Source organism: Neobacillus phoenicis (assembly GCF_047302305.1).
Classification (GTDB): domain Bacteria; phylum Bacillota; class Bacilli; order Bacillales; family Cytobacillaceae; genus Neobacillus.
In genome coordinates, this window is record NZ_CP154847.1 from 4,143,624 (window position 1) to 4,165,066 (window position 21,443).

Below are 21,443 nucleotides of genomic sequence, written 5' to 3' on the forward strand. Positions count from 1 at the left end.
CTAATCTAATTTCTCAAGCTCAGCAACGGTTTCTAACATTGCCTGCTTTGAAGGGTTCTCCTCATTAAGCAATTTTTTCAGGTGTCTGATTAAACTTGCCCGCTCTTGAAATTTCTGAAATAGTAGAAGCTTTTCCTCATACTCCTCGAGCATGGCTTCCGTCCGTTTAATATTATCATAAACAGCCTGACGGCTTACGTCATACTCTTCGGCAATTTCACCAAGAGAATAATCATCTAAATAATAGAGAGACATATAGCTTTGCTGCTTTGGCGTTAACAACGAATAATAAAAATCATAAAGATAATTCATTCGTGTTGTTTTTTCAAGCATGCCTATCCCTCCAATATCATGTTAAGTGAAAAGCCTTTACAAAAGTAGTTTACACAGTCAGGCACTTTCTGTCAAGATAATACCTTTACATCCATTATTCGGTTTGTTCTACCTGATCCGCAAAGAGTCCATACACGTATTTCTCCGCATCAAACTCTTGAAGGTCATCCATTTTCTCACCCAAACCGACAAATTTAACAGGTATTTTTAATTCATTACGAATTGCTAGAACAATACCACCCTTTGCTGTACCGTCTAACTTAGAAAGGACAATTCCACTTACATTCGTCACTTCTTTAAATGTTTTTGCTTGAATAAGAGCATTTTGTCCAGTCGTTGCATCTAGAACTAAAATGACTTCATGTGGTGCACCTGGTACTTCCCGCTCAATGACACGCTTTACCTTTTCTAACTCTTTCATTAGGTTTACTTTATTTTGCAGGCGGCCTGCAGTATCGCAAAGTAAAATATCTGCCTGACGGGATTTTGCAGCCTGGATGGCATCGTACATAACAGCTGCCGGATCAGAACCTTCCGCCTGCTTGATGACTTCCACTCCGACTCTATCACCCCATACCTCTAACTGTTCAATCGCACCGGCTCGGAAAGTGTCCCCTGCTGCCATTAAAACCTTTTTGCCTTCACTCTTAAATTTATGTCCAAGTTTGCCAATCGTCGTTGTTTTTCCCACACCATTGACCCCTACAAACAAAATAACAGTTAAGCCGTCCTCCTGGATATTTAATTGAGAAGATTGCTCTTCTCCAGCATTATAAATTTCAACGAGTTTTTCAGAAATGACGCTTTGAACTTCTTGAGGTTCTTGGATATTTCTGCGTTTCACTTCCATCTTAAGTTCTTCAATCAATTGCATTACTGTATCAAAGCCAACATCTGCTTGAATTAATATCTCCTCTAATTCTTCAAAGAAGTCTTCATCGACTTTTCGATATCTAGCTACAAGTTCGTTTACTTTCCCTGAAAAATTGTCTCTTGTTTTCGTTAAGCCTTCTTTAAACTTTTCTGTTACTGTATCGGTTGATTTCGTAATTTTTTCCTTTAGTTTTTTAAAAAAACTCATTTTACCACTTCCTTAAATTAAGATTCTACGAGTTCCTTTGTTTCCTCTAGTCGGACTGATACTAGTTTGGATACTCCTGATTCCTGCATTGTTACTCCGTAAAGGACATCTGCTTCTTCCATAGTTCCTTTCCGATGGGTAATCACTATAAACTGTGTTTCCCTGCTATATCGTTTTAAGTATTGGCTGAAACGATAGACATTTGCTTCATCTAAGGCCGCTTCAACCTCATCAAGGATACAAAACGGAACAGGTCGTACCTTTAAGATAGAAAATAATAAGGCTATAGCTGTTAAAGCGCGTTCTCCACCTGAAAGGAGTCCCAAATTCTGCAGCTTCTTCCCAGGAGGTTGAGCAACGATTTCTACGCCGGTATTTAATAAATCTTCTGGAACTGTTAGAACTAAATCCGCTCTTCCTCCCCCGAAAAGAGCTCGGAAGGTTGGTTCGAAGTGTTCACGAATTCCATTGAAGGTTTGTTCAAAACGTTTCTTCATTTCAATATCCATTTCCTCGATCACCTGGTAAAGGGTATCTTTTGCTTCCTGGAGATCGGACTTTTGCTCATTTAGAAACTCATACCGCTCAGATACACGCTCATATTCTTCAATTGCCCCAATATTCACATTTCCTAGTTCTTCAATGGCAAGTTTGATAAGTTTGACCTTTTTCCTTGCTTCCTCAATAGGAATTGTTAAAGGATATTGTTCCTTCGCCCCTTCAAAAGACAACAAATATTCTTCTCGAAGATGTGTCAATCGATTCTCAAGCTCGACATCTAGTCGATTGATTTTGACTTCCTCGTCCTTTAATACCACAATCATTCCTTTATGGAGTCTTTTTAGCTCTTTAGCTTCTAGTTCCATATCTTCAAGAACATCCACTAAAGACAATCGTTCCTGTCTTCTAGTAGTAATTAGTTGTAGAGTGTTTTCTTTATCTTGCTGCTTCAACTTAGCTGCAGCCTCAAGCTGTTCCTCACCTGAAGAGCTGTTAGTCATCTCTGAAGACAATAGGCTAAGGTCTTCAGTATAAAGCGCTAGCTTTTTTTCGCTTTCTCTTAAGTCCTCAGTCGTAAGCGTAAATCTCTCTTTTGAATTCGTATATTGCTCGTTTTTAGAAGCAAATTCTACCTTTAAATCATTTATTTCATTCGTCAAAGTTTCCTTTGAAGTCAAATCACTGGTCTTTTGTTCTGTTAGTTTAACAATTTGAGCATCCAATTCTGTAACATTTACTTGATAGGTTTCTAAAGCTGTAAATAATTCTTCTTTTCGTTTTAGCAAGCCGTTCTTTTCATCAGAAAACTGTCCTTTTTCAAGATCATATATCGCTAACCGCTCATTAATATTTTTTACTCCAAGCTCTGCTTCACGCAGTTCTCCCTTTACAGCCTGCTCATTAAGTCTCAATTCTTCGCCATTCTTTCGAATTTCGTCTAGCTGCTCTTCAGTCAGTTGAACCTCTTCTTTTAAGGCTTTAACCGTTTTTTCTAGACTAGCTGTTTTTTCCTCCATAATAACCAATTTCGCTTTTAAATCTTCTAGCTCACCTTTTCTGGTTAATAGAGAGGAATTCTTTTGTTTTACCGCACCACCCGTCATGGAACCACCAGGATTAACAATATCTCCCTCAAGAGTGACCAAGCGGCAGCGGTACTGAAGGATTTTTGCCAATTCATTGGCACCCTTTAGGTCTTTTGTAATCACTACATTACCTAATAGGTTATTCATTACCTCTGCATACCTTGATTCAAATTTAACAAGGCTGACTGCTGTTCCGATCAAAGAAGGGTGATTTTGAATGGACGATAATTGCGCAGCGGATAATGGCCTGCCTTTAATAACACTAAGCGGTAAGAAGGTTGCTCGTCCAAAAGAATGTTGTTTTAAATATTGAATCGCCGTCCGTGCATTTTGCTCGGTATCAACGACTATATGCTGAAGGGCACCCCCAAAAGCTGTTTCGAGTGCTGTTTCATATTCTTTTGGAACAGTTACAAGTTCTGCTACTGCGCCTTCAATTCCCTTTAATTTATGATCCCTTGCCTTTAGAACCTCTTTAACCCCTTGGAAGAACCCGGAATAATCTTCTTCCATCTCTTCGAGCATTTCTTTTCTTGATTTTGCCTGTTGAAGAAGCTGATAGGCTTGATACAACATCTTTTCTTGTTTTTCATAATTATTTTTTACAGTTTCGAGCTTTCGTTGTTGATCTCGAAAAGCAACCACTTGGTCTGCTAATTGTCCTTGAAGATCTGCTAGTGAAGATTGGGTTTGCTCCATTTTTGATTGAGCAATTTGTCGTTCTTCAATATATTTCGTATTCTCTGAATCAAGACGTGAACTCTTTCTCTCTTGTTGCTCCAACTGCTGGTCAATATATTTCAACTCATTTTTAGCACCAGCCTGCTGATTGAGTAGCTCAATATATTCACTTTTTAAACTATCAATCTTTTCTTCAATATTTTCGGTAAAAAGTTGTAGCTTTTCTTGTTTTTCCTTTAGTTTGGCCTGTAACGATTGAACCTGTTCACCTAGTTCATTAACTGACTCGGCCTGCATGTCCCTATTTTTTTGAAGCAGGCTGATTCTTTCTGTCAACTCAGTGATATTTGTTTTTAACTGTTCTTTGTTTTGAGCAGCATTCTTTTTTCGTTCCTTCAATACCTCTTTACGGCCTTCCAGCTTTTCAAGTTCTTCACTTGCATGAAGCAAAACATTTTGTAGATCTGTTATCGATTCATCTAACGCAGCAATTCGGTCTCTAGTTTCAACTATTTTAGCCTCTTTGACTTGCAGATCTGATGAAAGCTTTAATTCTTCCTGCTGATGTTCTTTTAATTGTTTAGAAAGGTTTTCCCATTTCTGGTGTAGGTCTTCAATTTCAAAAACAGTTAATGCTACTTCTATTTTTTCTAGTTCTTCTTTTTTCTCTAAAAAATCCTTGGCCATCGAAGCTTGAATTTTAAGCGGCTCTACCTGACTTTCCAGTTCGTGTAAAATATCATTCACACGGTTTAAATTATCCTGTGTTTCAAATAATTTTACCTCTGCTTTTTTCTTGCGGTTCTTGTATTTTAAAACACCAGCTGCTTCTTCGAAAATGGTCCTGCGATCCTCAGCTTTACTGTTTAATATTTCTTCTACTTTCCCTTGACTAATGATGGAAAAGGCTTCCCTGCCAAGACCTGAATCCATAAACAGATCAATAATATCCTTCAGTCTGCAGGGCTGTTTGTTAATGAAAAACTCACTATCGCCTGAGCGTGAGACCCGTCTTGTCACACTTACTTCATTGTAATCTAGACCAATTCCTTGGTCCTGATTATCCAATGTGAGTGAAACTTCAGCAAAATTCAGTGGTTTTCTAGTATCACTGCCGGCAAAAATAATATCTTCCATTTTGCTTCCTCGTAAAGATTTAGCGGACTGCTCACCTAAAACCCAGCGGATCGCATCAGTTATATTACTTTTGCCACTCCCATTGGGACCCACTACAGCCGTAACCCCAGGAACAAAATCAACTCCAATGCGGTCTGCGAACGATTTAAATCCAATGATGTCCAACCGTTTTAAAAACATTTCATTATCCTCCCCATGCAACCCGGGATTTCTCCTGCATACATTTTGACATTTCTAGGTTGTTTTCGCTTTTAATACGACCAGTGCCATTTGGGCGGCATGCTGCTCTGCTTCTTTTTTCGATTTTCCAGTTCCTACTCCTAGCTCTTCTCCATTTAAGGACACTTTGGAAACAAATTCCTTGTTATGGGCTGGACCTTTTTCTAATAGGACCTTGTATTCTAATGTGCCTGTTCCATCTCGTTGGATGAGTTCCTGTAATTGACTTTTAAAATCCATCACATGAGAAAAAGCACCAGCATTTATTTTAGGAAAAACAACCTTTTCAAGGAATTCAATGACTTTATCAATTCCTTGATCTAAATAGAGAGCTCCTATGAACGCCTCAAACACATCCGCTAATAAAGCAGGGCGTTCTCTTCCGCCTGTCATTTCTTCCCCTTTTCCCAACAAAATGAGATTACCAAACTTGAGCTCATTAGCAAAAGAAACGAGTGATGGCTCACACACAATGGCTGCTCTTAATTTCGTCAGTTCTCCCTCTGTCATAGTAGGATATTTCTTAAAAAGAAATTGGGAAACAGTTAGCTCCAGTACAGCATCTCCTAAAAATTCAAGTCTTTCATTATCCTCGAAAGGCTTTCTGCGATGCTCATTCACATAGGATGAATGAGTAAAAGCTTGCTTTAGTAATTTTTCATTTTCAATAGTAATTCCAATTGTCGTTTGAAAATCCTTAAATTGATTTTCCTTTGCGCGATTGTTCAACTCTTTTTCTTTACCGTTTTTGCGCATAAAGTCTCCACCTTGCATTTAGTTTACAGACATTGCCTATTATGAGTTTAAAAAACTTTCTTTGAAAACGCAAAGAAACCTGGCAGATAGTTTACTCTGCCAAGTTCTATCATACAGAATAAAGCTCCGTTTGAAAACGGAGCTTTGTGAATAAAATCTAACGAGATTACTTACTGCTATTTATGTAATTAACAGCATCACCAACAGTGCTGATTTTTTCAGCATCATCGTCAGAAATTTCCATATCGAACTCATCTTCCAATTCCATTACTAGTTCAACTACGTCAAGGGAATCAGCGCCAAGATCATCTTTAAATGAAGCTTCAAGCTTTACTTGAGACTCATCAACACCTAAGCGGTCAACGATGATTTTTGTTACACGTTCTAATACCTCTGCCATGCTCGTTCACCTCCCCTCAAGCTATTATAGAGTATTTCAATAAAATAATAAATGTTGTTTTTTATTAAAATTAGATTACTGTTTCGGAACAGCAACTAATTTATTTACATAACCATACCGCCATTTACGTGGAAGGTTTGGCCAGTAATATAAGATGAGTCATCAGAAGCTATGAATGCAGTAATTTTAGCGATATCCTTAGCTTCTCCTAATCTTGCTAACGGGATCTGTTTTAACATTTCCGCTTTTACTTCCTCAGATAATTTATCTGTCATATCAGTAGTAATAAACCCTGGAGCAACTGCATTCACTGTAATATTACGTGAAGCTAATTCCTTCGCAGTTGTTTTTGTTAAGCCAATAACTCCAGCTTTTGCAGCTACATAGTTAGCTTGCCCTGGATTTCCACTAACACCAACAACCGAAGCAATATTAATGATGCGGCCAACTCGTTGTTTCATCATTTGTCTTGTTACTGCTTTTGTACAAAGGAATACACCTTTAAGGTTAGTGTTAATAACATCATCCCACTCTTCTTCTTTCATTCGCATTAAAAGGTTGTCCCTTGTAATTCCTGCGTTATTAATGAGGATGTCTAGTTTCCCAAAGCGATCAATCGTCGCTTTAACCATTTCGGTCACTTCTTCTGTATTTGAAACATCACATTTTATCGCCACAGCATCTCTGCCTAGTGCTTTAATTTCATCGACTACTTCATTTGCTTTTGCTTCGCTGCCAGAAAAATTTACTGCCACATTTGCTCCTTGTCTTGCCAGTTCAAGAGCAATTTCTCTGCCGATTCCTCTGGATGCTCCGGTAACAAGCGCTGCCTTCCCTGCTAAACTCATAGATTTTCCTCCTTTAAGGCTTCCATTACAGCCATTGCACTTTCCTCATCAGATACTGCGTATGTCTTAACTGTTTTATCAATCTTTTTGATTAATCCTGTGAGAACTTTTCCAGGACCAATCTCGATGAAAGTATCGACTCCAAGTTCAATCATTTTAGCAACAGAATCCTCCCAAAGCACTGGGGAATATAACTGCTCAATTAACTTATCCTTTATTTCAGAAGCACTACTAACAGGTTGAGCTGTAACATTTATGACTACCGGTATTTCAGCATCCTTCATCTCCATACCATCTAGCACTTCACACAGCTGCTCTGCTGCTGGTTTCATTAATGATGAATGAAAAGGGCCACTCACCTCTAAAGGAAGGACTCTCTTTGCGCCAGCTTCTTTCGCTTTCACTCCTGCTCGCTCTACTCCTTCTCGTGAACCAGAGATCACAATTTGTCCAGGACAGTTTAAATTAGCTAAAGAAACGGGGAATCCCTCATCACTAACTGCTTTTGTTACGACTGAAAGGGGGTCACGATCAAGACCAAGCACTGCAGCCATAGAACCTTCGCCATTAGGTACAGCATGTTCCATAAATTCCCCACGTTTCCTAACGGCAAATACACCTTCTTCAAAGCTTAATACACCTGCAGCAACTAATGCTGTGTACTCTCCTAAGCTATGTCCAGCAACAAAGTCCGCTTTAATCCCAGATTTTTGAAAAAAGTCTAAAATCGCAATACTTGTTGTTAACAATGCCGGTTGCGTATTATAGGTTATCGTCAATTCTTCTTTCGGACCTTCAAAAATAAGCTGGCTGAGTTTGGTATTTAGTGTTTTATCTGCTTTTTCAAAGTACCCCATTACCTCGGAGTGTTTGTCAGCTAGTTCTTTCCCCATTCCTACTGTCTGTGACCCTTGTCCAGGAAACACAAATGCTACCTTACTCATTTCGACACTCCTTTTAAAAATCTATTCTTGTAGTATTGTCCTCTTCAACTGTTTGCTTAATTAAGCCAACGACATCTTTACTAACCATTTCTCTCGTTTGGCGGATTGCACTAAAGATCGATTGTGCATTAGAAGAACCATGAGCCTTAATAACAGGTGCTTTTAAACCAAACAACCCAGCACCACCATATTCGGAATAATCCATTGTATTTTTTAAAGTCATAAGGTTGGGCTTTAGTACCGCAGCCGCTAGTTTACTTGTAAAACTACTCATAAGAGCCGTTTTTAACATTTTAAACATGGAAAGAGCAGTACCTTCCAGTGTTTTTAATACCATATTGCCCGTAAATCCATCGGTTACAACTACATCGGCTACCCCTTCAAGCAAATCTCTTGCTTCAACATTGCCAACAAAATTTAAATCTGCGTTTTTTAAAAGGTCAAAAGCCTGCCTTGTCAGCTCATTCCCCTTCTTTTCTTCCGTACCAATATTTAACAGCCCAACTCTAGGTCTTTCAATTCCCCTTACTTTTTGGCTGTAAATTGAGCCCATGATAGCATTTTGAAGCAAATGCTCTGGCTTAGCATCTGCATTTGCACCAACATCCAAAAGCAGGAAGCCCTCTCCACCAATCGTTGGCAGTGTTGGAGCTAATGCTGGACGGTCAATACCTTCAATTCTTCCAACAACAAAAAGGCCCGCTGCCATTAATGCACCTGTATTGCCTGCTGAAATGCAAGCATCGGCTGTCCCGTCGGCTACCTGTTGGGCAGCTAACACCATAGAAGCAGTCTTTTTCCGACGAACCGCTCTAACTGGTTCATCGGTTCCAAGAATCACTTCTGTCGTATGTAAAATAGAAATCCTGTCATGACTAGTTAGAGTTTCTTTTATCTTATTTTCATCCCCTACTAGGGTGATATGTATATCAGAAAATGTTTCAACTGCTTTCAGTGCACCTAAGACAATCTCTTTTGGGGCATTGTCGCCACCCATAGCATCAATTGCTAATTTCATTTTTCTCATCCTTTAACCATTTTTCGAACGGTACATTTCAAATTCTCCGGTAAATACGAGCTCATTATTCACAAAACTAGTTACTTCAACAAAAGTTCTGTCAACCTTCTCATCTATTTTTGTCACTTTTGCTTTCGCTATTACTCGTTCATTTAATTTTACCGAACGTTTAAATTGAATATTTGCTTTTGCTGTTAGCGCTAATTCATCATTTATTACTGCAACTGCAAGAGAGTTGGCCTGAGCAAAAACATGATGTCCCCGAGCAATTTTATTGCGCTTGAAGACATGTTCTTCTTTTACATCAAAAATAGAGATCGCACTTTGATCTAAGTCTATATCAATGATTTCACCAATCACTTCTTCAAGTGGTAATGAGCGCACTTCATCTTCAAATCGTTTTTCAGCGACTGTTTTAATCCGCTCACGCAGTTCTGGGATGGATAATTCAAGTCGGTCTAGACGAATCGTTTGTACACTTACTTGAAATTTTTCAGCTAATTCATCATCAGTAATAAAGGGATTGTCTTTTATAGTAGTCGTCAACAAGTGTTGGCGTTCTTTTTTAGTTCTTCTCATTATCTTTCACACCGTCCGAGATCTTATGACTAGGTACTAATAGTAGTATAAAATTTGAAAAAGCAGATTGCAAGATTAATTTTCATCCTACTCATCTGCTTTCAAATTAGTTCAATGCTCTAATCCAGCTTTTCTCCTTCTAACACTCCGGATTCTTCCAACTTTTCTCTTAAATACTTATAATCCGGGGCTGTCCAAAATGCATCCGACTGGATTAGCATAGCAGCATCGCTTCTAGCTGTTTCTAGCGCTCTATAATCATGAACCATATCCGCAACTTTAAATTCAGGTACTCCGCTTTGTTTTCGGCCAAAAAAGTCACCGGGTCCTCTTAATTCAAGGTCCTTCTCACTAAGGACAAATCCGTCGTTCGTCTCAGTCATAATCCTCATTCGCTCTTGACCGACTTCTGACTTTGGACTTGCGAGTAAAATACAATACGACTGATCACTACCACGCCCTACACGGCCACGAAGTTGGTGGAGCTGGGATAATCCAAATCTTTCAGCATCATAAATAACCATCATCGTTGCATTCGGTACATTTACTCCTACTTCTACCACAGTAGTTGAAACGAGCACCTGCACTTCATTCATACTAAAGGCTTTCATTACTGAATCCTTTTCTTCTGAGCTTAAGCGTCCATGCATGAGTCCCACTTTATAACGGTCCTGAAAATAGTGGTTTAATGTAGTATGCACATCAATTGCATTTTGTACATCAAGCTTGTCCGATTCCTCAATTAACGGGCATATTACATAGGCTTGATGGCCCTTCCTTAATTCTTTTTCGACGAAGGAAAGTACACGCTCTAGCATTTCTGGTTTGGCCCAGTAAGTTTCAATTGCCTTTCTTCCCGCTGGCATCTCATCAATAATGGAAACATCCATCTCACCAAAGACCGTGATCGCCAATGTCCGAGGAATCGGAGTGGCTGTCATAAAGAGTACGTCCGGATTTTCTCCTTTTTCCCTCAAGACTCTTCGCTGCTCCACACCAAAACGATGTTGTTCATCGGTAATAACAAAACCAAGCTTCTTAAAAATAACCTCATCTTGAATTAATGCATGTGTACCAATTAATATATCTACTTTACCTTCGGCTAATGCTTGCAGGATTTCCCTCCTGTGTTTTCCTTTAACCGAGCTCGTTAATAGCTCGCATTTCACCTTAAAGGGTTCTAATAACTTCTTTAAAGATTCTGCATGCTGTTCTGCTAATATTTCAGTTGGGACCATAAGCGCCCCTTGATAACCAGCTGTTACACTTGCATATAAACCAATTGCAGCAACGACTGTTTTACCTGACCCTACATCTCCCTGTAAAAGTCGGTTCATACGGAATTGAGATTTTAACTCCGCTAACACTTCATTAACCACTCGTATTTGAGCATTGGTTAATGGAAAGGGAAGATTGTCAATAAACTTCTTCACTTTAGTTAAATCATAGTTTTGTTCAACACCTGGAGAGTGCTCCCTCTCAAATTTCCTCAATGCCTGCATTTTCAATTGAAATAAGAGGAACTCTTCATAAACAAAACGACGTCTTGCTTGCTTCACTTCCTCCGGGCTATTTGGGAAATGCATAACTTTCAAGGCTTCCTGCCTGCCCAATAGACGATACTGTTTTAGAAAAGAAGCAGGAAGATTCTCCTCAAGATCTCCCCCGTATTGTTGGAAGGCGAGGTGAATAAATTTCCGCATTCCCTTGGTTGTTAACTTCCCTCTCAATGAGTATACGGGTTCAAAGTCTTTTGTTTTTGCATTTGGTCCTGCCTGCATCTCATTGGCTGTGATGGTTTGCCGATGTGCATCCCATTTTCCCGTTACTGTTATTGTTTCGTTCATTAATATTTTATTTTTTAAATAGGGCTGGTTAAAAAAAACTACTTTAATTAAGTACGATCCAACAAAAAGACGGAACGTTAATTTAGATTTCTTCCTGCCATAATAGACAAGAGAAGGCTCGCTATGAACCTTCCCTTCGACCGTTACTTTCTCATCATGCTGTACTTCCGTCAGTTCTTTTAATGAATAATCTTCATAACGATATGGAAAATACTCAAGTAAATCTTGAATCGTAAAAATCTTCATTTCTGAGAAGATTTCAGCAGTTTCTTCACCAATGCCCTTTAAGACTGTTATTGATTGGTTAAGATTTGGATTCACTTTCTTTGAGCGGTATACCGAAAATCTTCGCCTCGAGTCTTCGACCTGTCGGTGTAGCCGCCAACCCTCCCTGCGCTGTTTCTTTTAGTCCAGTTGGCATCGATTGACCAATTTTGTACATAGCATCAATGACCTCATCACATGGAATGCGGCTTGTAATACCTGCTAATGCCATATCGGCTGCAACCATCGCATTTGCAGCACCCATCGCATTACGTTTCACACACGGAACCTCTACAAGCCCTGCAACTGGGTCACAAACTAAACCAAGCATGTTCTTTAGTGTAATGGCCATCGCTTCTGCACATTGCTCCGGGGTACCGCCTGCCAGTTCAACAATCGCAGCAGCAGCCATTCCAGCAGCTGATCCAACTTCCGCCTGACAGCCTCCAGCAGCACCTGAGATAGAAGCATTATTTGCAACGACAAACCCAAATGCTCCTGCAGTAAATAGAAAGGAAATCATTTGCTCCCGAGTTGGCTTAAGCTTCCTTTGAACAGCAAATAAGGTTCCTGGAACTACCCCTGCAGAACCTGCCGTTGGTGTAGCACAGATGGTTCCCATTGCTGCATTCACTTCATTCGTAGCGACAGCTTTACTTACTGCATCCAGAATCGTTTCTCCTGATAAGAAATTTCCCTTTTCAATATACTTTTGTAAAAGAACCGCATCGCCTCCGGTTAATCCAGAGTGAGAGGAAACACCTTTTATCCCTCTTTCAACAGCTTCTTCCATCACTTTTAGATTTCGGTCCATAAATGCAAAGACTTCTTCTCTTGTACGGCCAGTAACGGAAACTTCCTGTTCAATCATAATTTCTGAGATTTTTTTATTTTGACTATTGGCAAGTTCAACTAATTCAGCAACATTACGAAACACTTATCTTCCCCCCTCTAGTTGTTAATCTACAATTTTGGTTACTTTTAATATATTTGGAAGCTGTTCAAGTTCTAGTAAAATGCTATTATCCATATTTTGATCTACTTCAATCGTCATCAGTGCAAGTTTCCCTTTTTCTTTTCGGGATACCTCCATGTGACCAATATTTATTTCATATTTAGCAAGAGTGTTGGAAACAGCAGCAATGGCTCCAAAACGGTCGTTATGAACAACAAGAATTGCAGGATGGTTTCCTGATAACTTTAGTTCAAAGCCATTAAGCTCAGTAATCTCAATTTTTCCACCGCCTATTGAGATTCCTACTAACTCTAGTTCCCCATCATGATCGCCAATGAAGATTCTAGCTGTATTTGGATGATCTGTCACAGCATCTTCTTCTATAAAACGTAATTTCATGCCTCTATCTTCTGCGATATCAATCGCATTTATAATTCTTTTATCATCTGTATCAAAGTCTAATAATCCACCAACAATGGCTACATCTGTTCCATGACCTTTATACGTTTTTGCAAAGGATCCATACAATGAGATATTTGCCCATTTTGGTTCTCTGCCAAATAAACTTCTTGCCACACGACCTATTCTCGCGGCCCCTGCCGTATGTGAACTGGATGGACCTATCATAACCGGACCAATAATGTCGAACACACTTCTATACTTCACATGCATTCTCTCCCTTTGCCTTAATCTATCTCTAAAACATTACTCTGAAATTTATTAAACGACACTTATATCAAAAAAAAGAAGGGTTACCCCTTCTATTTTAGCCGTTCCTTATTCAATTGAAAAGATAAAAGAATATAATGGCTGCCCACCATTATGTACTTCTATTTCAACATCAGCAAAGTTTTCTTCCACAAATTGTGTAAGACTGGTTACTTCTTCCTCTGTAACATCCTCACCATAGATAATGGTCAGGATTTCTGAATCTTCGTCTAGCATTTGAGAAAGCAGGTCTTTAGCTGCGTTTTCTTTGTCTTTGTTTTTTATAACAATTTTCCCCTCAGAGATACCCATGAAATCATCTTTTTCAATTTCTAAGCCATCAATTTGCGTGTCACGAACAGCGAACGTAATTTGTCCCGTTTTAACATGCTGTAGGGCATCCATCATGGCAGACTCATTAGCCCTCACATCTGTTGAAGGATTAAAAGCTAACAATGCTGAAAGTCCTTGAGGAACCGTTTTAGATGGGATCACATAAATTTCTTCGTCTGAAACATCAGCTGCCTGCTGAGCAGCCATAATAATATTTTTGTTATTAGGTAAGATAAATACCTTTTTTGCATTGACTTCCTTAACGGCCTTCACGATATCTTCCGTGCTCGGATTCATCGTCTGTCCGCCTTCAATGACAGCATGTGCACCTATACTTTTAAATAATTCCGCAATTCCTGACCCCATAGATACTGTAACAATACCGTATTCTTGAAGTTCCTTTGGAGCTTCCGAAAGATTTGTACCCGATGCAGTATGGGTATCACCAACAATATTTGAATGCTGCTGACGCATATTTTCAATCTTCATATTAATTAAATTCCCGTACTTTTGTCCGTAGGTTAATACTTCACCAGGCTGTTCAGAATGGATATGCACCTTTACCACGTCTTCATCAGCAATAACTAATAAAGAATCACCTAACTTACTTAGGTCATTACGGAAATTACCTTCATCGAATGGATGCTTGGTCACCTTATCAGCTTCAAATCTTACCATGAATTCTGTACAATATCCAAATTCAATATCCGCAGTATTCATATGACTCTGGACACTTTTATGATGCTCCGCATTAACCATTTCGTCCATTGAAGGAGTAATTGGAGATTCAGGAAGCTTTTCACCCTTTAAAACTGCAAGGAAGCCTTCGTAAACGAAAACAAGTCCTTGTCCGCCACTATCTACAACACCTACTTCTTTTAATACAGGCAGTAAATCAGGCGTACGCTTTAAAGAAGCTTTTGCTTCTTTCACCACTTCTTCCATGACCGCAATAATATCATTGGATTTTTGGGAAGCTTGAACACCTTTCTTAGCTGAATCCTTCGCGACTGTTAGGATCGTTCCTTCAACGGGCTTCATTACAGCTTTATAAGCTGTTTCAACACCTGCATCTAATGCCTGCGCAAAATCTTTCGCGGAAATCTCCGCTTTCGATTCAACTGCTTTAGAAAAGCCACGGAATAACTGAGAAAGAATAACTCCAGAATTTCCGCGTGCTCCCATTAGTAACCCTTTTGAAAGGGACACTCCAACTTTACCAATATGTTCCTGAACATTATTTTTTACTTCCTTCGCCCCGGAGGTCATTGATAAGTTCATATTTGTTCCAGTATCACCGTCGGGCACAGGAAAAACGTTCAAGGCATCAACCATTTTTGCATTTGCTGCTAAATGATTTGCACCTTGAATTACCATTTCGGCAAAACGTTTTCCATCTAATGCTGTTATTGACACAAAATTTTCCTCCTCTACTTGCGGTTCGCAGTACGAACTTACGGATTCGTTACTCGAACTCCCTGAACGTAAATATTTACCGAGTCAACGGCAAGTCCAACTGTCTTATCGAGGGTATATTTAACCTTTGATTGCACGTTGTGGGCAATTTCGGAAATCTTCGTTCCATAGCTAACAATAATGTACATATCAATATGTAATGCCTCATTTTCCTGGCGCACAATTACGCCTCGAGTAAAGTTTTCTTTTCGTAGTATTTCCGTAATCCCATCTTTAATTTGATTTTTAGAGGCCATACCGACGATACCATAGCATTCGATAGCTGCTCCTCCGGCAATGGTAGCGATTACTTCGTTTGAAATATCAATTTGTCCGTACTTAGTTTTTAATTCGATGGACATGAATCGTTCCCCCTTTGGAAAATTGCTCCTTGACTACAGTCATTTTACTATAGTCAACCCAATATTGAAAGTCATACTTGCCTGTTTAATATAAGAGCATTTAATTAATACCTATGTCAAGGTTTTTTTCTTGAAAGGTTTGTACACAACTATTGCATTCAATTGGGTTGTGTGATAAATTATTAAGGTATCTCAAGACTAGAAAATTTGGTTAGTCAATTTTCTATATCCAGATGAGCATCTTAAAGATCGCTGTATAAAGCCTTTTGGTAGTTAAGGAGGGAAATCATTATGCCACGTAAATGTGTAGTAACTGGAAAGAAAACAACAACTGGTAACGCACGTTCACACGCTATGAACGCAAACAAGCGTACATGGGGTGCTAACCTACAAAAAGTACGTATTCTTGTTGATGGAAAGCCTAAGCGTGTTTGGGTTTCTGCAAGAGCGTTAAGAGCAGGTAAAGTAGAACGCGTATAATAAAGGACCTGAGCATCCTATGTTTGGATGCTCTTTCTTTTTGCCCAAATGGGATTTGACTAAGAATTTAAGAATTTGAACAAAAAAGTACAAATGTAACTCATTCCTTTAATATTCCCAATTAAGAAAATAAAAAGCACCCAAATAATGAGGGTGCCAAAAAAAGGTTATTTTTGAAAAACGATACCATTCCTGTACTTTTATATATTTCTATTCATTCTTTTTAAATGCCCCAATCATCGCTCGGACTAGTCCGCCTAAAAATTTTGGCAGTTTAATTGTATAAAATTTCATACTGTCCCTCCTCACAAATCTCCCAGCTTATTTAATCTAACTTTTTTCGTACGCCCTAACAGTTTATTCTAACGAACGAAATCAGTACCTAATAGTTCTGCCTATTAATCGTGACTTCTTATCACTATTAATATGCCTTCGGAAAATGAAAAAGTACCATAATCACTAATAAGTTCATTACTAATACATAGTGTCGATCCAAGTGAAATATGCCGGTTTTTCAATGGAAATTTAAAGCCTTCGAGTGTGAGATCAGTTACATCAAGGGTTAATGGAATAAAAGAAATATATTTTTCTCGTTGCCTTTTTTCAATGGAATAGTGTCCTGGTTCTTTTAAAAATACCATGTTATGGCGGTCAATCAAGGTTACTTGTACGGAACTTTTTGTTTTCAATGGGTTCAGTAGAAGGTGTACATTTGCTAATAAGTGGTCCAGCCTTCCGCCTGTTGCACCAAATAGGCGGATTGCCTCAGGAATCTGTTCTAATGCCCAATTGAGGGCTAGTTCCATATCGGTTTCGTCTTTTTCCGGTTTAAATTGCTTTAGTTCCGAAACCTGTTCTTGGATGAATTTCCATTCTTCCTGTGAAACAGAATCGAAGTCACCAAAAGCAATCGTTGGATGAATGTTTCTGTTAAGTAGATGATATACTCCGCGGTCAACGCCAATCCAAATGCTGTTATCTTCAATATATTCTGCTAAATCTGGGAGCAGTTCTTCCGGACCTCCTGCAAGGATGTTAATAATCATAAATAAAATCCCCTTTTTTATAAGGAAAGAGGCTGACTGTGTCAACCTCTTTTTTTAGCCTCTTATTAATGAGATTGCTTTAGCATAGTCAGGTTGATTATATACTGCTGATCCTGCGACGAGAACAGTTGCCCCTGCTTCAATGCAATCCTTTGCTGTTTCAGGGTTGACACCGCCATCAATTTCGATTTCGATATCTACCCCTTTTTGCTCAGATAACGCTTTTACTTTTTTGATTTTAGGAAGGACCTCTGGGATGAATCTTTGTCCCCCAAACCCTGGATTGACTGACATTAATAACACCATATCAATGTCGCTAATAATATGTTGGATGGTCTCAACTGGGGTCGCTGGATTTAAGACCACCCCTGCCTTGATTCCAAATGATTTAATACTCTGGATGGTACGGTGGAGATGACGACATGCTTCCACATGAACAGTTATATAGTCAGCTCCCGCTTTAGCAAACGCTTCTATATACGGATCAGGATTTTGAATCATTAAATGGACATCAAGCGGCAATTTTGTGACTGGTCGAATCGCTTCCACTATAAGTGGACCAATTGTAATATTGGGTACAAAATGACCATCCATGACATCAATATGAATGTAGTCAGCTCCTCCTTTCTCAACAGCTAAAACCTCTTCTCCTAATTTAGAAAAATCAGCTGAAAGAATTGAGGGTGCTATTTTCACCATGTTAGTACCTCGGCTTTCTATCTTTTATTTCTTGGAGGAAGTCCACATAATGTTGATACCGGTATCCCGGTATTTCACCTGATTCAACTCCTGACTTTACTGCACATTTAGGCTCAGTCACATGCAAACATCCTCTAAACTTACAATTCTCACTAGCTCTTTGTATCTCAGGAAAACAAAAAGTTAACTCTTCTACCTCAATGTTTGTAAATTCTAATGAGCTAAATCCTGGTGTATCTGCAATTAGACCTTGGCCAATTTGAATTAGTTCAACATGTCTTGTTGTATGCTTCCCTCGGCCTAGGTGGGATGAAATATCATTTGTTTTTAATTCTAAATCAGGTCTCAGCACATTTAATAAGGAAGACTTACCTACCCCCGATTGACCTGCAAAAACAGAAATTTTATGCTCCACATGTGGATTTAACAATTCAATCCCCATTTCTGTTTCTGATGATGTAAGAATTACCTCATAACCAGCTTTCCGATAGTGTTCTGCAAATTCAGCTATCACCTGTTCTTGCGCTTCATTTGTTAAATCCATTTTTGTAATACAGATTAGTGGTTCGATGTGATTATACTCAACTAAAACTAGAAACCTATCCAATAGGACTGTACTAAAGTCAGGTTCAACAGCCGAAAACACAAGAATAGCCTGATCAACATTGGCAATGGGTGGCCGCACCAATTCATTTTTACGCTCTTTAACTTCTAAAATGTATCCTTCTAAATCATTTTCCGCTTGAAAAACGACCTCATCTCCCACAAGTGGGGTAATTTTGTTTTTCCGAAAGACGCCTCTTCCCCTACACTGGATCAGTCTTTCATTATGAAGAACATAATAAAAACCACTTAATGCTTTAACAATTTTTCCTTCAGGCATAGCTACACTCCTTGCCTCTAATTCTAAACAAATCGTTTGGCTTCCCTTTAAAATCTGTACGAGCGCATTCATTTTTATACAGGCAGATTTAGCTTCTTTTATTCCACATCTGAGTAGTTTTTATTTTCATCAATAATAACTTCTGAATCACGAATGACCTTGTAGCCGGCTTTCTTCCCATACGGAATCATCAATTTAATTTGTTTTTTTGTATTTTCCGTAATATAGAAGGTCTCTGCAGGTTCTGTCATACTATGATTCATATCCTCAATTAAAATAGTAACAAGCTGCTTCTGACCGGGCTCCCCTGGAACTGCTGGCTCAAAAGGAATATCTAGGTCAATGATGACCTCTCTTGGTGGTTTATCTTCTTTCCCTTTTGATATCACGACCGTCACCTTGTCTCCCTTTTTCAACTCGGTTCCTGGTTCAGGTGATTGGGATATGACCATACCTGCTGGGATATTATCATCATATTTTTCTTGTGAAGCATCGAGGGTCAAACCTACTAGAGCCGCATAATCTTGCGCTCCTTTTAAATTGTATTGTGTTAAATCCTTTAATACAATTTTTTCCGGCCCTTTACTTACTTCAAACTCTAATTCGGTTTCCTCAGGAACAACCTTTTCTCCACCTGAAGGATTCTGACTTATGATGGTTCCTGGCTCACTATCATCGTTTTTCTCAATTTTCTTAATATCTTTGAAGTTATAATTATCCAGCAAACGAATGACATCTTCATATTGCCGCCCCACATAATCGGATAGTTCAAATTTTTCTTTGCCCGTACTGATATATAGGTTTATTTTTGAATCTTCCTTTACTGTCGTGCCACTTTCAGGATTAGTCTTTACCACTTTTCCTTTTTCCACGTTTTCATCTTCGATTTCAATCTTTTTGTCCACTTCTAACCCACTTAGCTTAAGCTTGGAAATTGCTTCGTCCAGTTCCATTCCGCTAACATCTGGGATTTTTACATCCTTTGCAGATAATAATCCAGGTAAAAAGGTAATTGCTAGTAACCCAAGAATTGCTAATACAAGAAAGGTAGATATTAATATTACCGGCCACTTTTTTCGTTTCTTTTTGCCGGAATCCTCCTTTACAGCAGCCTTAGGACCAGTCAATGGTTTCTCATTACTATGAACTAATGTTTCATCCAGATTCTTAAGCGGTTTATCATCTGTTATAACTGGAATCGCTTTCGTAGCATCATTATCTATCGGAATAACAAACTTTGCTTCATTTACTCTTTCAGGGTCAAGCGCCGTGCGTAAGTCCTCTTCCATTTCTTCTACACTGTTATACCGATGAAAGGGATCTTTGGCAGTTGCCTTAAGAACAATGTTTTCCACACTTTGCGGAATGTTTGAGTTCCACCTTCTAACGGAAGGTGTTTCCGATTGGAGATGCTTTAAAGCGATGGATACGGCTGATTCACCCGAGAATGGGAGCCGGCCAGTCAACAATTCAAACATAACAATTCCTAAGGAATATATATCCGACTTTCTATTTGCCATTCCACCACGAGCTTGCTCGGGTGATAAATAATGAACAGAGCCTAAGACTGAATTAGTCTGTGTGATGCTTGTTGCACTTAGTGCCATAGCAATTCCAAAATCAGTTACCTTTACATTCCCATCATGGTCAATCAAAATATTATGAGGCTTAATATCACGGTGAATAATATGATTTTGATGAGCATGAGAAATGGCTGAAGTTAACTGTCTCATGATCCCGATGGCATCCTCGACTTTTAATGGAGAATTCTGCTGTATGTATTGTTTTAACGTCTGTCCATCCACATATTCCATCACAATATAATATAAATCATTTTCCTCGCCAACATCGTAAATACTAACAATATTAGGGTGTGCAAGGCTTGTTGCTGATTGAGCTTCCCTACGGAATCTCCGGATAAATTCCTCGTCATTGGCAAAATCAAGGCGAAGCATTTTAACAGCCACATCACGATCAAGAATCATATCGTGCGCTAAATAAACATTAGCCATTCCGCCTCCGCCAACCATATCCAAGATTTTATAGCGGCCGCTTAATCTTTTTCCAATAATCATTTATGCATCACCCTCGCTGACATCACTAAACTCTACAATAGCCAGTGTAATGTTATCTTCTCCACCGTAGTTGTTGGCTAGTGAGATAAGTGAATCTGCTTTTTGTTCTAAATGATCTTCATTTAAAAGAATGGTCACCATTTCTTTTTCACTTACTTTATTTGAAAGACCATCTGAACATAAAAGGATAATATCCCCTTCTTCGAACATTATGGTTTTAGTATCCATCTCAACCATTTTTTCTGTTCCTAAAGCTCGGAGTAACACATTTTTTCTTGGATGGTGTTCGGCATCTTCTTTCGAAATTTGTCCAGACCTCACAAGTTCATTTACAAGTGAATGGTCTTCTGTAACCTGTTTAAATCCAGATTCATTATAAATATAGCCACGGCTGTCTCCAATGTTTGCTAAAGTTGCAAAGCGATCAGTGGCTATAGCCGCAACGATTGTTGTACCCATTCCATCACATTCAGGATGATTCGTCGCATGGTCGAACAGTATTTGATTAACTATTGTTATTTTTGCCTTCAACCATTGCTCGGCTTCCTCAGCAGTAGAAATCCCTTTTGAAGCTTCCCATTCACTTTTTAATTGTGTGATTGTCATTTCACTGGCAACATCACCAGCACGGTGACCCCCCATCCCATCTGCAACAATGGCAAGGCGGTCACCATCCAGGTTAACAAAAACTCCACCAGCATCTTCATTATGAAGTCGTACTTTTCCTCTATCTGTCACGAAAACTGCTTTCATA

Annotated in this window: 21 protein-coding genes; 1 reads left to right on the forward strand and 20 read right to left on the reverse strand. The window is 39.0% G+C overall.

Annotated features, from left to right (window positions below; translation table 11 throughout):
* From AA0X95_RS21260 to AA0X95_RS21325, 14 genes are all read right to left on the reverse strand, one after another.
* Positions 1-333 (reverse strand): putative DNA-binding protein, encoded by a 333-nt coding sequence (locus AA0X95_RS21260; protein WP_413301340.1) that lies wholly within the window; start codon positions 331-333, stop codon positions 1-3.
* A gap of 94 nt (positions 334-427) precedes the next feature.
* Positions 428-1,414 carry a signal recognition particle-docking protein FtsY gene (gene ftsY / locus AA0X95_RS21265; RefSeq protein ID WP_413301342.1) on the reverse strand — a complete coding sequence of 329 codons (987 nt, stop codon included), beginning with the start codon at positions 1,412-1,414 and terminating at the stop codon, positions 428-430.
* Between the two features lie 17 nt (positions 1,415-1,431).
* Positions 1,432-4,998 (reverse strand): chromosome segregation protein SMC, encoded by a 3,567-nt coding sequence (smc, locus tag AA0X95_RS21270; RefSeq protein WP_413301344.1) that lies wholly within the window; start codon positions 4,996-4,998, stop codon positions 1,432-1,434.
* Positions 4,999-5,052: 54 nt separating this feature from the next.
* Positions 5,053-5,793 (reverse strand): ribonuclease III, encoded by a 741-nt coding sequence (gene rnc / locus AA0X95_RS21275; protein ID WP_413301346.1) that lies wholly within the window; start codon positions 5,791-5,793, stop codon positions 5,053-5,055.
* A gap of 166 nt (positions 5,794-5,959) precedes the next feature.
* Positions 5,960-6,193, reverse strand: a complete 234-nt coding sequence (gene acpP / locus AA0X95_RS21280) for an acyl carrier protein (protein WP_098528750.1) — start codon at positions 6,191-6,193, stop codon at positions 5,960-5,962.
* A gap of 104 nt (positions 6,194-6,297) precedes the next feature.
* Entirely contained in the window at positions 6,298-7,041 is a 744-nt protein-coding gene (gene fabG, locus AA0X95_RS21285) for a 3-oxoacyl-[acyl-carrier-protein] reductase (protein ID WP_413301348.1), read from the reverse strand.
* Positions 7,038-7,985: an ACP S-malonyltransferase gene (gene fabD / locus AA0X95_RS21290; RefSeq protein WP_413301350.1), complete on the reverse strand. Its 948-nt coding sequence runs from the start codon at positions 7,983-7,985 to the stop codon at positions 7,038-7,040. Before fabD ends, fabG begins: the two co-directional genes overlap by 4 nt.
* Positions 7,986-7,998: 13 nt before the next feature.
* On the reverse strand, positions 7,999-9,003 hold the full coding sequence (plsX, locus tag AA0X95_RS21295; RefSeq protein WP_413301352.1) for a phosphate acyltransferase PlsX: 1,005 nt from the start codon (positions 9,001-9,003) through the stop codon (positions 7,999-8,001).
* Between the two features lie 12 nt (positions 9,004-9,015).
* Positions 9,016-9,582, reverse strand: coding sequence for a transcription factor FapR (gene fapR, locus AA0X95_RS21300; RefSeq protein WP_413301354.1), 567 nt, complete (start codon positions 9,580-9,582; stop codon positions 9,016-9,018).
* 119 nt (positions 9,583-9,701) lie between these two features.
* Entirely contained in the window at positions 9,702-11,750 is a 2,049-nt protein-coding gene (gene recG, locus AA0X95_RS21305) for an ATP-dependent DNA helicase RecG (RefSeq protein ID WP_413301356.1), read from the reverse strand.
* Positions 11,734-12,630, reverse strand: a complete 897-nt coding sequence (sdaAA, locus tag AA0X95_RS21310; RefSeq protein ID WP_413301358.1) for an L-serine ammonia-lyase, iron-sulfur-dependent, subunit alpha — start codon at positions 12,628-12,630, stop codon at positions 11,734-11,736. Before sdaAA ends, recG begins: the two co-directional genes overlap by 17 nt.
* Positions 12,631-12,651: 21 nt before the next feature.
* Positions 12,652-13,314, reverse strand: a complete 663-nt coding sequence (gene sdaAB / locus AA0X95_RS21315; RefSeq protein ID WP_413301360.1) for an L-serine ammonia-lyase, iron-sulfur-dependent subunit beta — start codon at positions 13,312-13,314, stop codon at positions 12,652-12,654.
* 111 nt (positions 13,315-13,425) lie between these two features.
* Complete coding sequence (locus AA0X95_RS21320) at positions 13,426-15,105, reverse strand: DAK2 domain-containing protein (RefSeq protein WP_413301362.1); 1,680 nt, start codon at positions 15,103-15,105, stop codon at positions 13,426-13,428.
* A 38-nt stretch (positions 15,106-15,143) separates the two neighbouring features.
* Positions 15,144-15,506 carry an Asp23/Gls24 family envelope stress response protein gene (locus tag AA0X95_RS21325; protein WP_144548976.1) on the reverse strand — a complete coding sequence of 121 codons (363 nt, stop codon included), beginning with the start codon at positions 15,504-15,506 and terminating at the stop codon, positions 15,144-15,146.
* 291 nt (positions 15,507-15,797) lie between these two features.
* Here AA0X95_RS21325 and rpmB point away from each other — a divergent pair, with 291 nt between their 5' ends.
* Entirely contained in the window at positions 15,798-15,986 is a 189-nt protein-coding gene (gene rpmB, locus AA0X95_RS21330) for a 50S ribosomal protein L28 (protein ID WP_149869555.1), read from the forward strand.
* A gap of 210 nt (positions 15,987-16,196) precedes the next feature.
* Here rpmB and spoVM read toward each other — a convergent pair whose 3' ends face one another.
* From spoVM to AA0X95_RS21360, 6 genes are all read right to left on the reverse strand, one after another.
* Positions 16,197-16,280: a stage V sporulation protein SpoVM gene (spoVM, locus tag AA0X95_RS21335; protein ID WP_035445740.1), complete on the reverse strand. Its 84-nt coding sequence runs from the start codon at positions 16,278-16,280 to the stop codon at positions 16,197-16,199.
* A gap of 104 nt (positions 16,281-16,384) precedes the next feature.
* A complete protein-coding gene (locus AA0X95_RS21340) occupies positions 16,385-17,032 on the reverse strand; it encodes a thiamine diphosphokinase (RefSeq protein ID WP_413301365.1) in 648 nt (215 codons plus the stop codon).
* Between the two features lie 54 nt (positions 17,033-17,086).
* Positions 17,087-17,731 (reverse strand): ribulose-phosphate 3-epimerase, encoded by a 645-nt coding sequence (gene rpe, locus AA0X95_RS21345; RefSeq protein WP_413301367.1) that lies wholly within the window; start codon positions 17,729-17,731, stop codon positions 17,087-17,089.
* Position 17,732: 1 nt separating this feature from the next.
* Complete coding sequence (gene rsgA, locus AA0X95_RS21350) at positions 17,733-18,614, reverse strand: ribosome small subunit-dependent GTPase A (protein ID WP_413301369.1); 882 nt, start codon at positions 18,612-18,614, stop codon at positions 17,733-17,735.
* Positions 18,615-18,712: 98 nt separating this feature from the next.
* On the reverse strand, positions 18,713-20,689 hold the full coding sequence (gene pknB / locus AA0X95_RS21355) for a Stk1 family PASTA domain-containing Ser/Thr kinase (protein ID WP_413301371.1): 1,977 nt from the start codon (positions 20,687-20,689) through the stop codon (positions 18,713-18,715).
* Entirely contained in the window at positions 20,690-21,442 is a 753-nt protein-coding gene (locus AA0X95_RS21360) for a Stp1/IreP family PP2C-type Ser/Thr phosphatase (protein ID WP_413301373.1), read from the reverse strand.
* Position 21,443 lies beyond the last annotated feature (1 nt).

Bases quoted from the DNA above. Each gene is read 5' to 3' on its own strand.
- AA0X95_RS21260 (WP_413301340.1), bottom strand. From the start codon at position 333: ATGCTTGAAAAAACAACACGAATGAATTATCTTTATGATTTTTATTAT.
- ftsY (WP_413301342.1), bottom strand. From the start codon at position 1,414: ATGAGTTTTTTTAAAAAACTAAAGGAAAAAATTACGAAATCAACCGAT.
- smc (WP_413301344.1), bottom strand. From the start codon at position 4,998: ATGTTTTTAAAACGGTTGGACATCATTGGATTTAAATCGTTCGCAGAC.
- rnc (WP_413301346.1), bottom strand. From the start codon at position 5,793: ATGCGCAAAAACGGTAAAGAAAAAGAGTTGAACAATCGCGCAAAGGAA.
- acpP (WP_098528750.1), bottom strand. From the start codon at position 6,193: ATGGCAGAGGTATTAGAACGTGTAACAAAAATCATCGTTGACCGCTTA.
- fabG (WP_413301348.1), bottom strand. From the start codon at position 7,041: ATGAGTTTAGCAGGGAAGGCAGCGCTTGTTACCGGAGCATCCAGAGGA.
- fabD (WP_413301350.1), bottom strand. From the start codon at position 7,985: ATGAGTAAGGTAGCATTTGTGTTTCCTGGACAAGGGTCACAGACAGTA.
- plsX (WP_413301352.1), bottom strand. From the start codon at position 9,003: ATGAAATTAGCAATTGATGCTATGGGTGGCGACAATGCCCCAAAAGAG.
- fapR (WP_413301354.1), bottom strand. From the start codon at position 9,582: ATGAGAAGAACTAAAAAAGAACGCCAACACTTGTTGACGACTACTATA.
- AA0X95_RS21325 (WP_144548976.1), bottom strand. From the start codon at position 15,506: ATGTCCATCGAATTAAAAACTAAGTACGGACAAATTGATATTTCAAAC.
- rpmB (WP_149869555.1), top strand. From the start codon at position 15,798: ATGCCACGTAAATGTGTAGTAACTGGAAAGAAAACAACAACTGGTAAC.
- spoVM (WP_035445740.1), bottom strand. From the start codon at position 16,280: ATGAAATTTTATACAATTAAACTGCCAAAATTTTTAGGCGGACTAGTC.
- AA0X95_RS21340 (WP_413301365.1), bottom strand. From the start codon at position 17,032: ATGATTATTAACATCCTTGCAGGAGGTCCGGAAGAACTGCTCCCAGAT.
- rpe (WP_413301367.1), bottom strand. From the start codon at position 17,731: ATGGTGAAAATAGCACCCTCAATTCTTTCAGCTGATTTTTCTAAATTA.
- rsgA (WP_413301369.1), bottom strand. From the start codon at position 18,614: ATGCCTGAAGGAAAAATTGTTAAAGCATTAAGTGGTTTTTATTATGTT.
- pknB (WP_413301371.1), bottom strand. From the start codon at position 20,689: ATGATTATTGGAAAAAGATTAAGCGGCCGCTATAAAATCTTGGATATG.
- AA0X95_RS21360 (WP_413301373.1), bottom strand. From the start codon at position 21,442: ATGAAAGCAGTTTTCGTGACAGATAGAGGAAAAGTACGACTTCATAAT.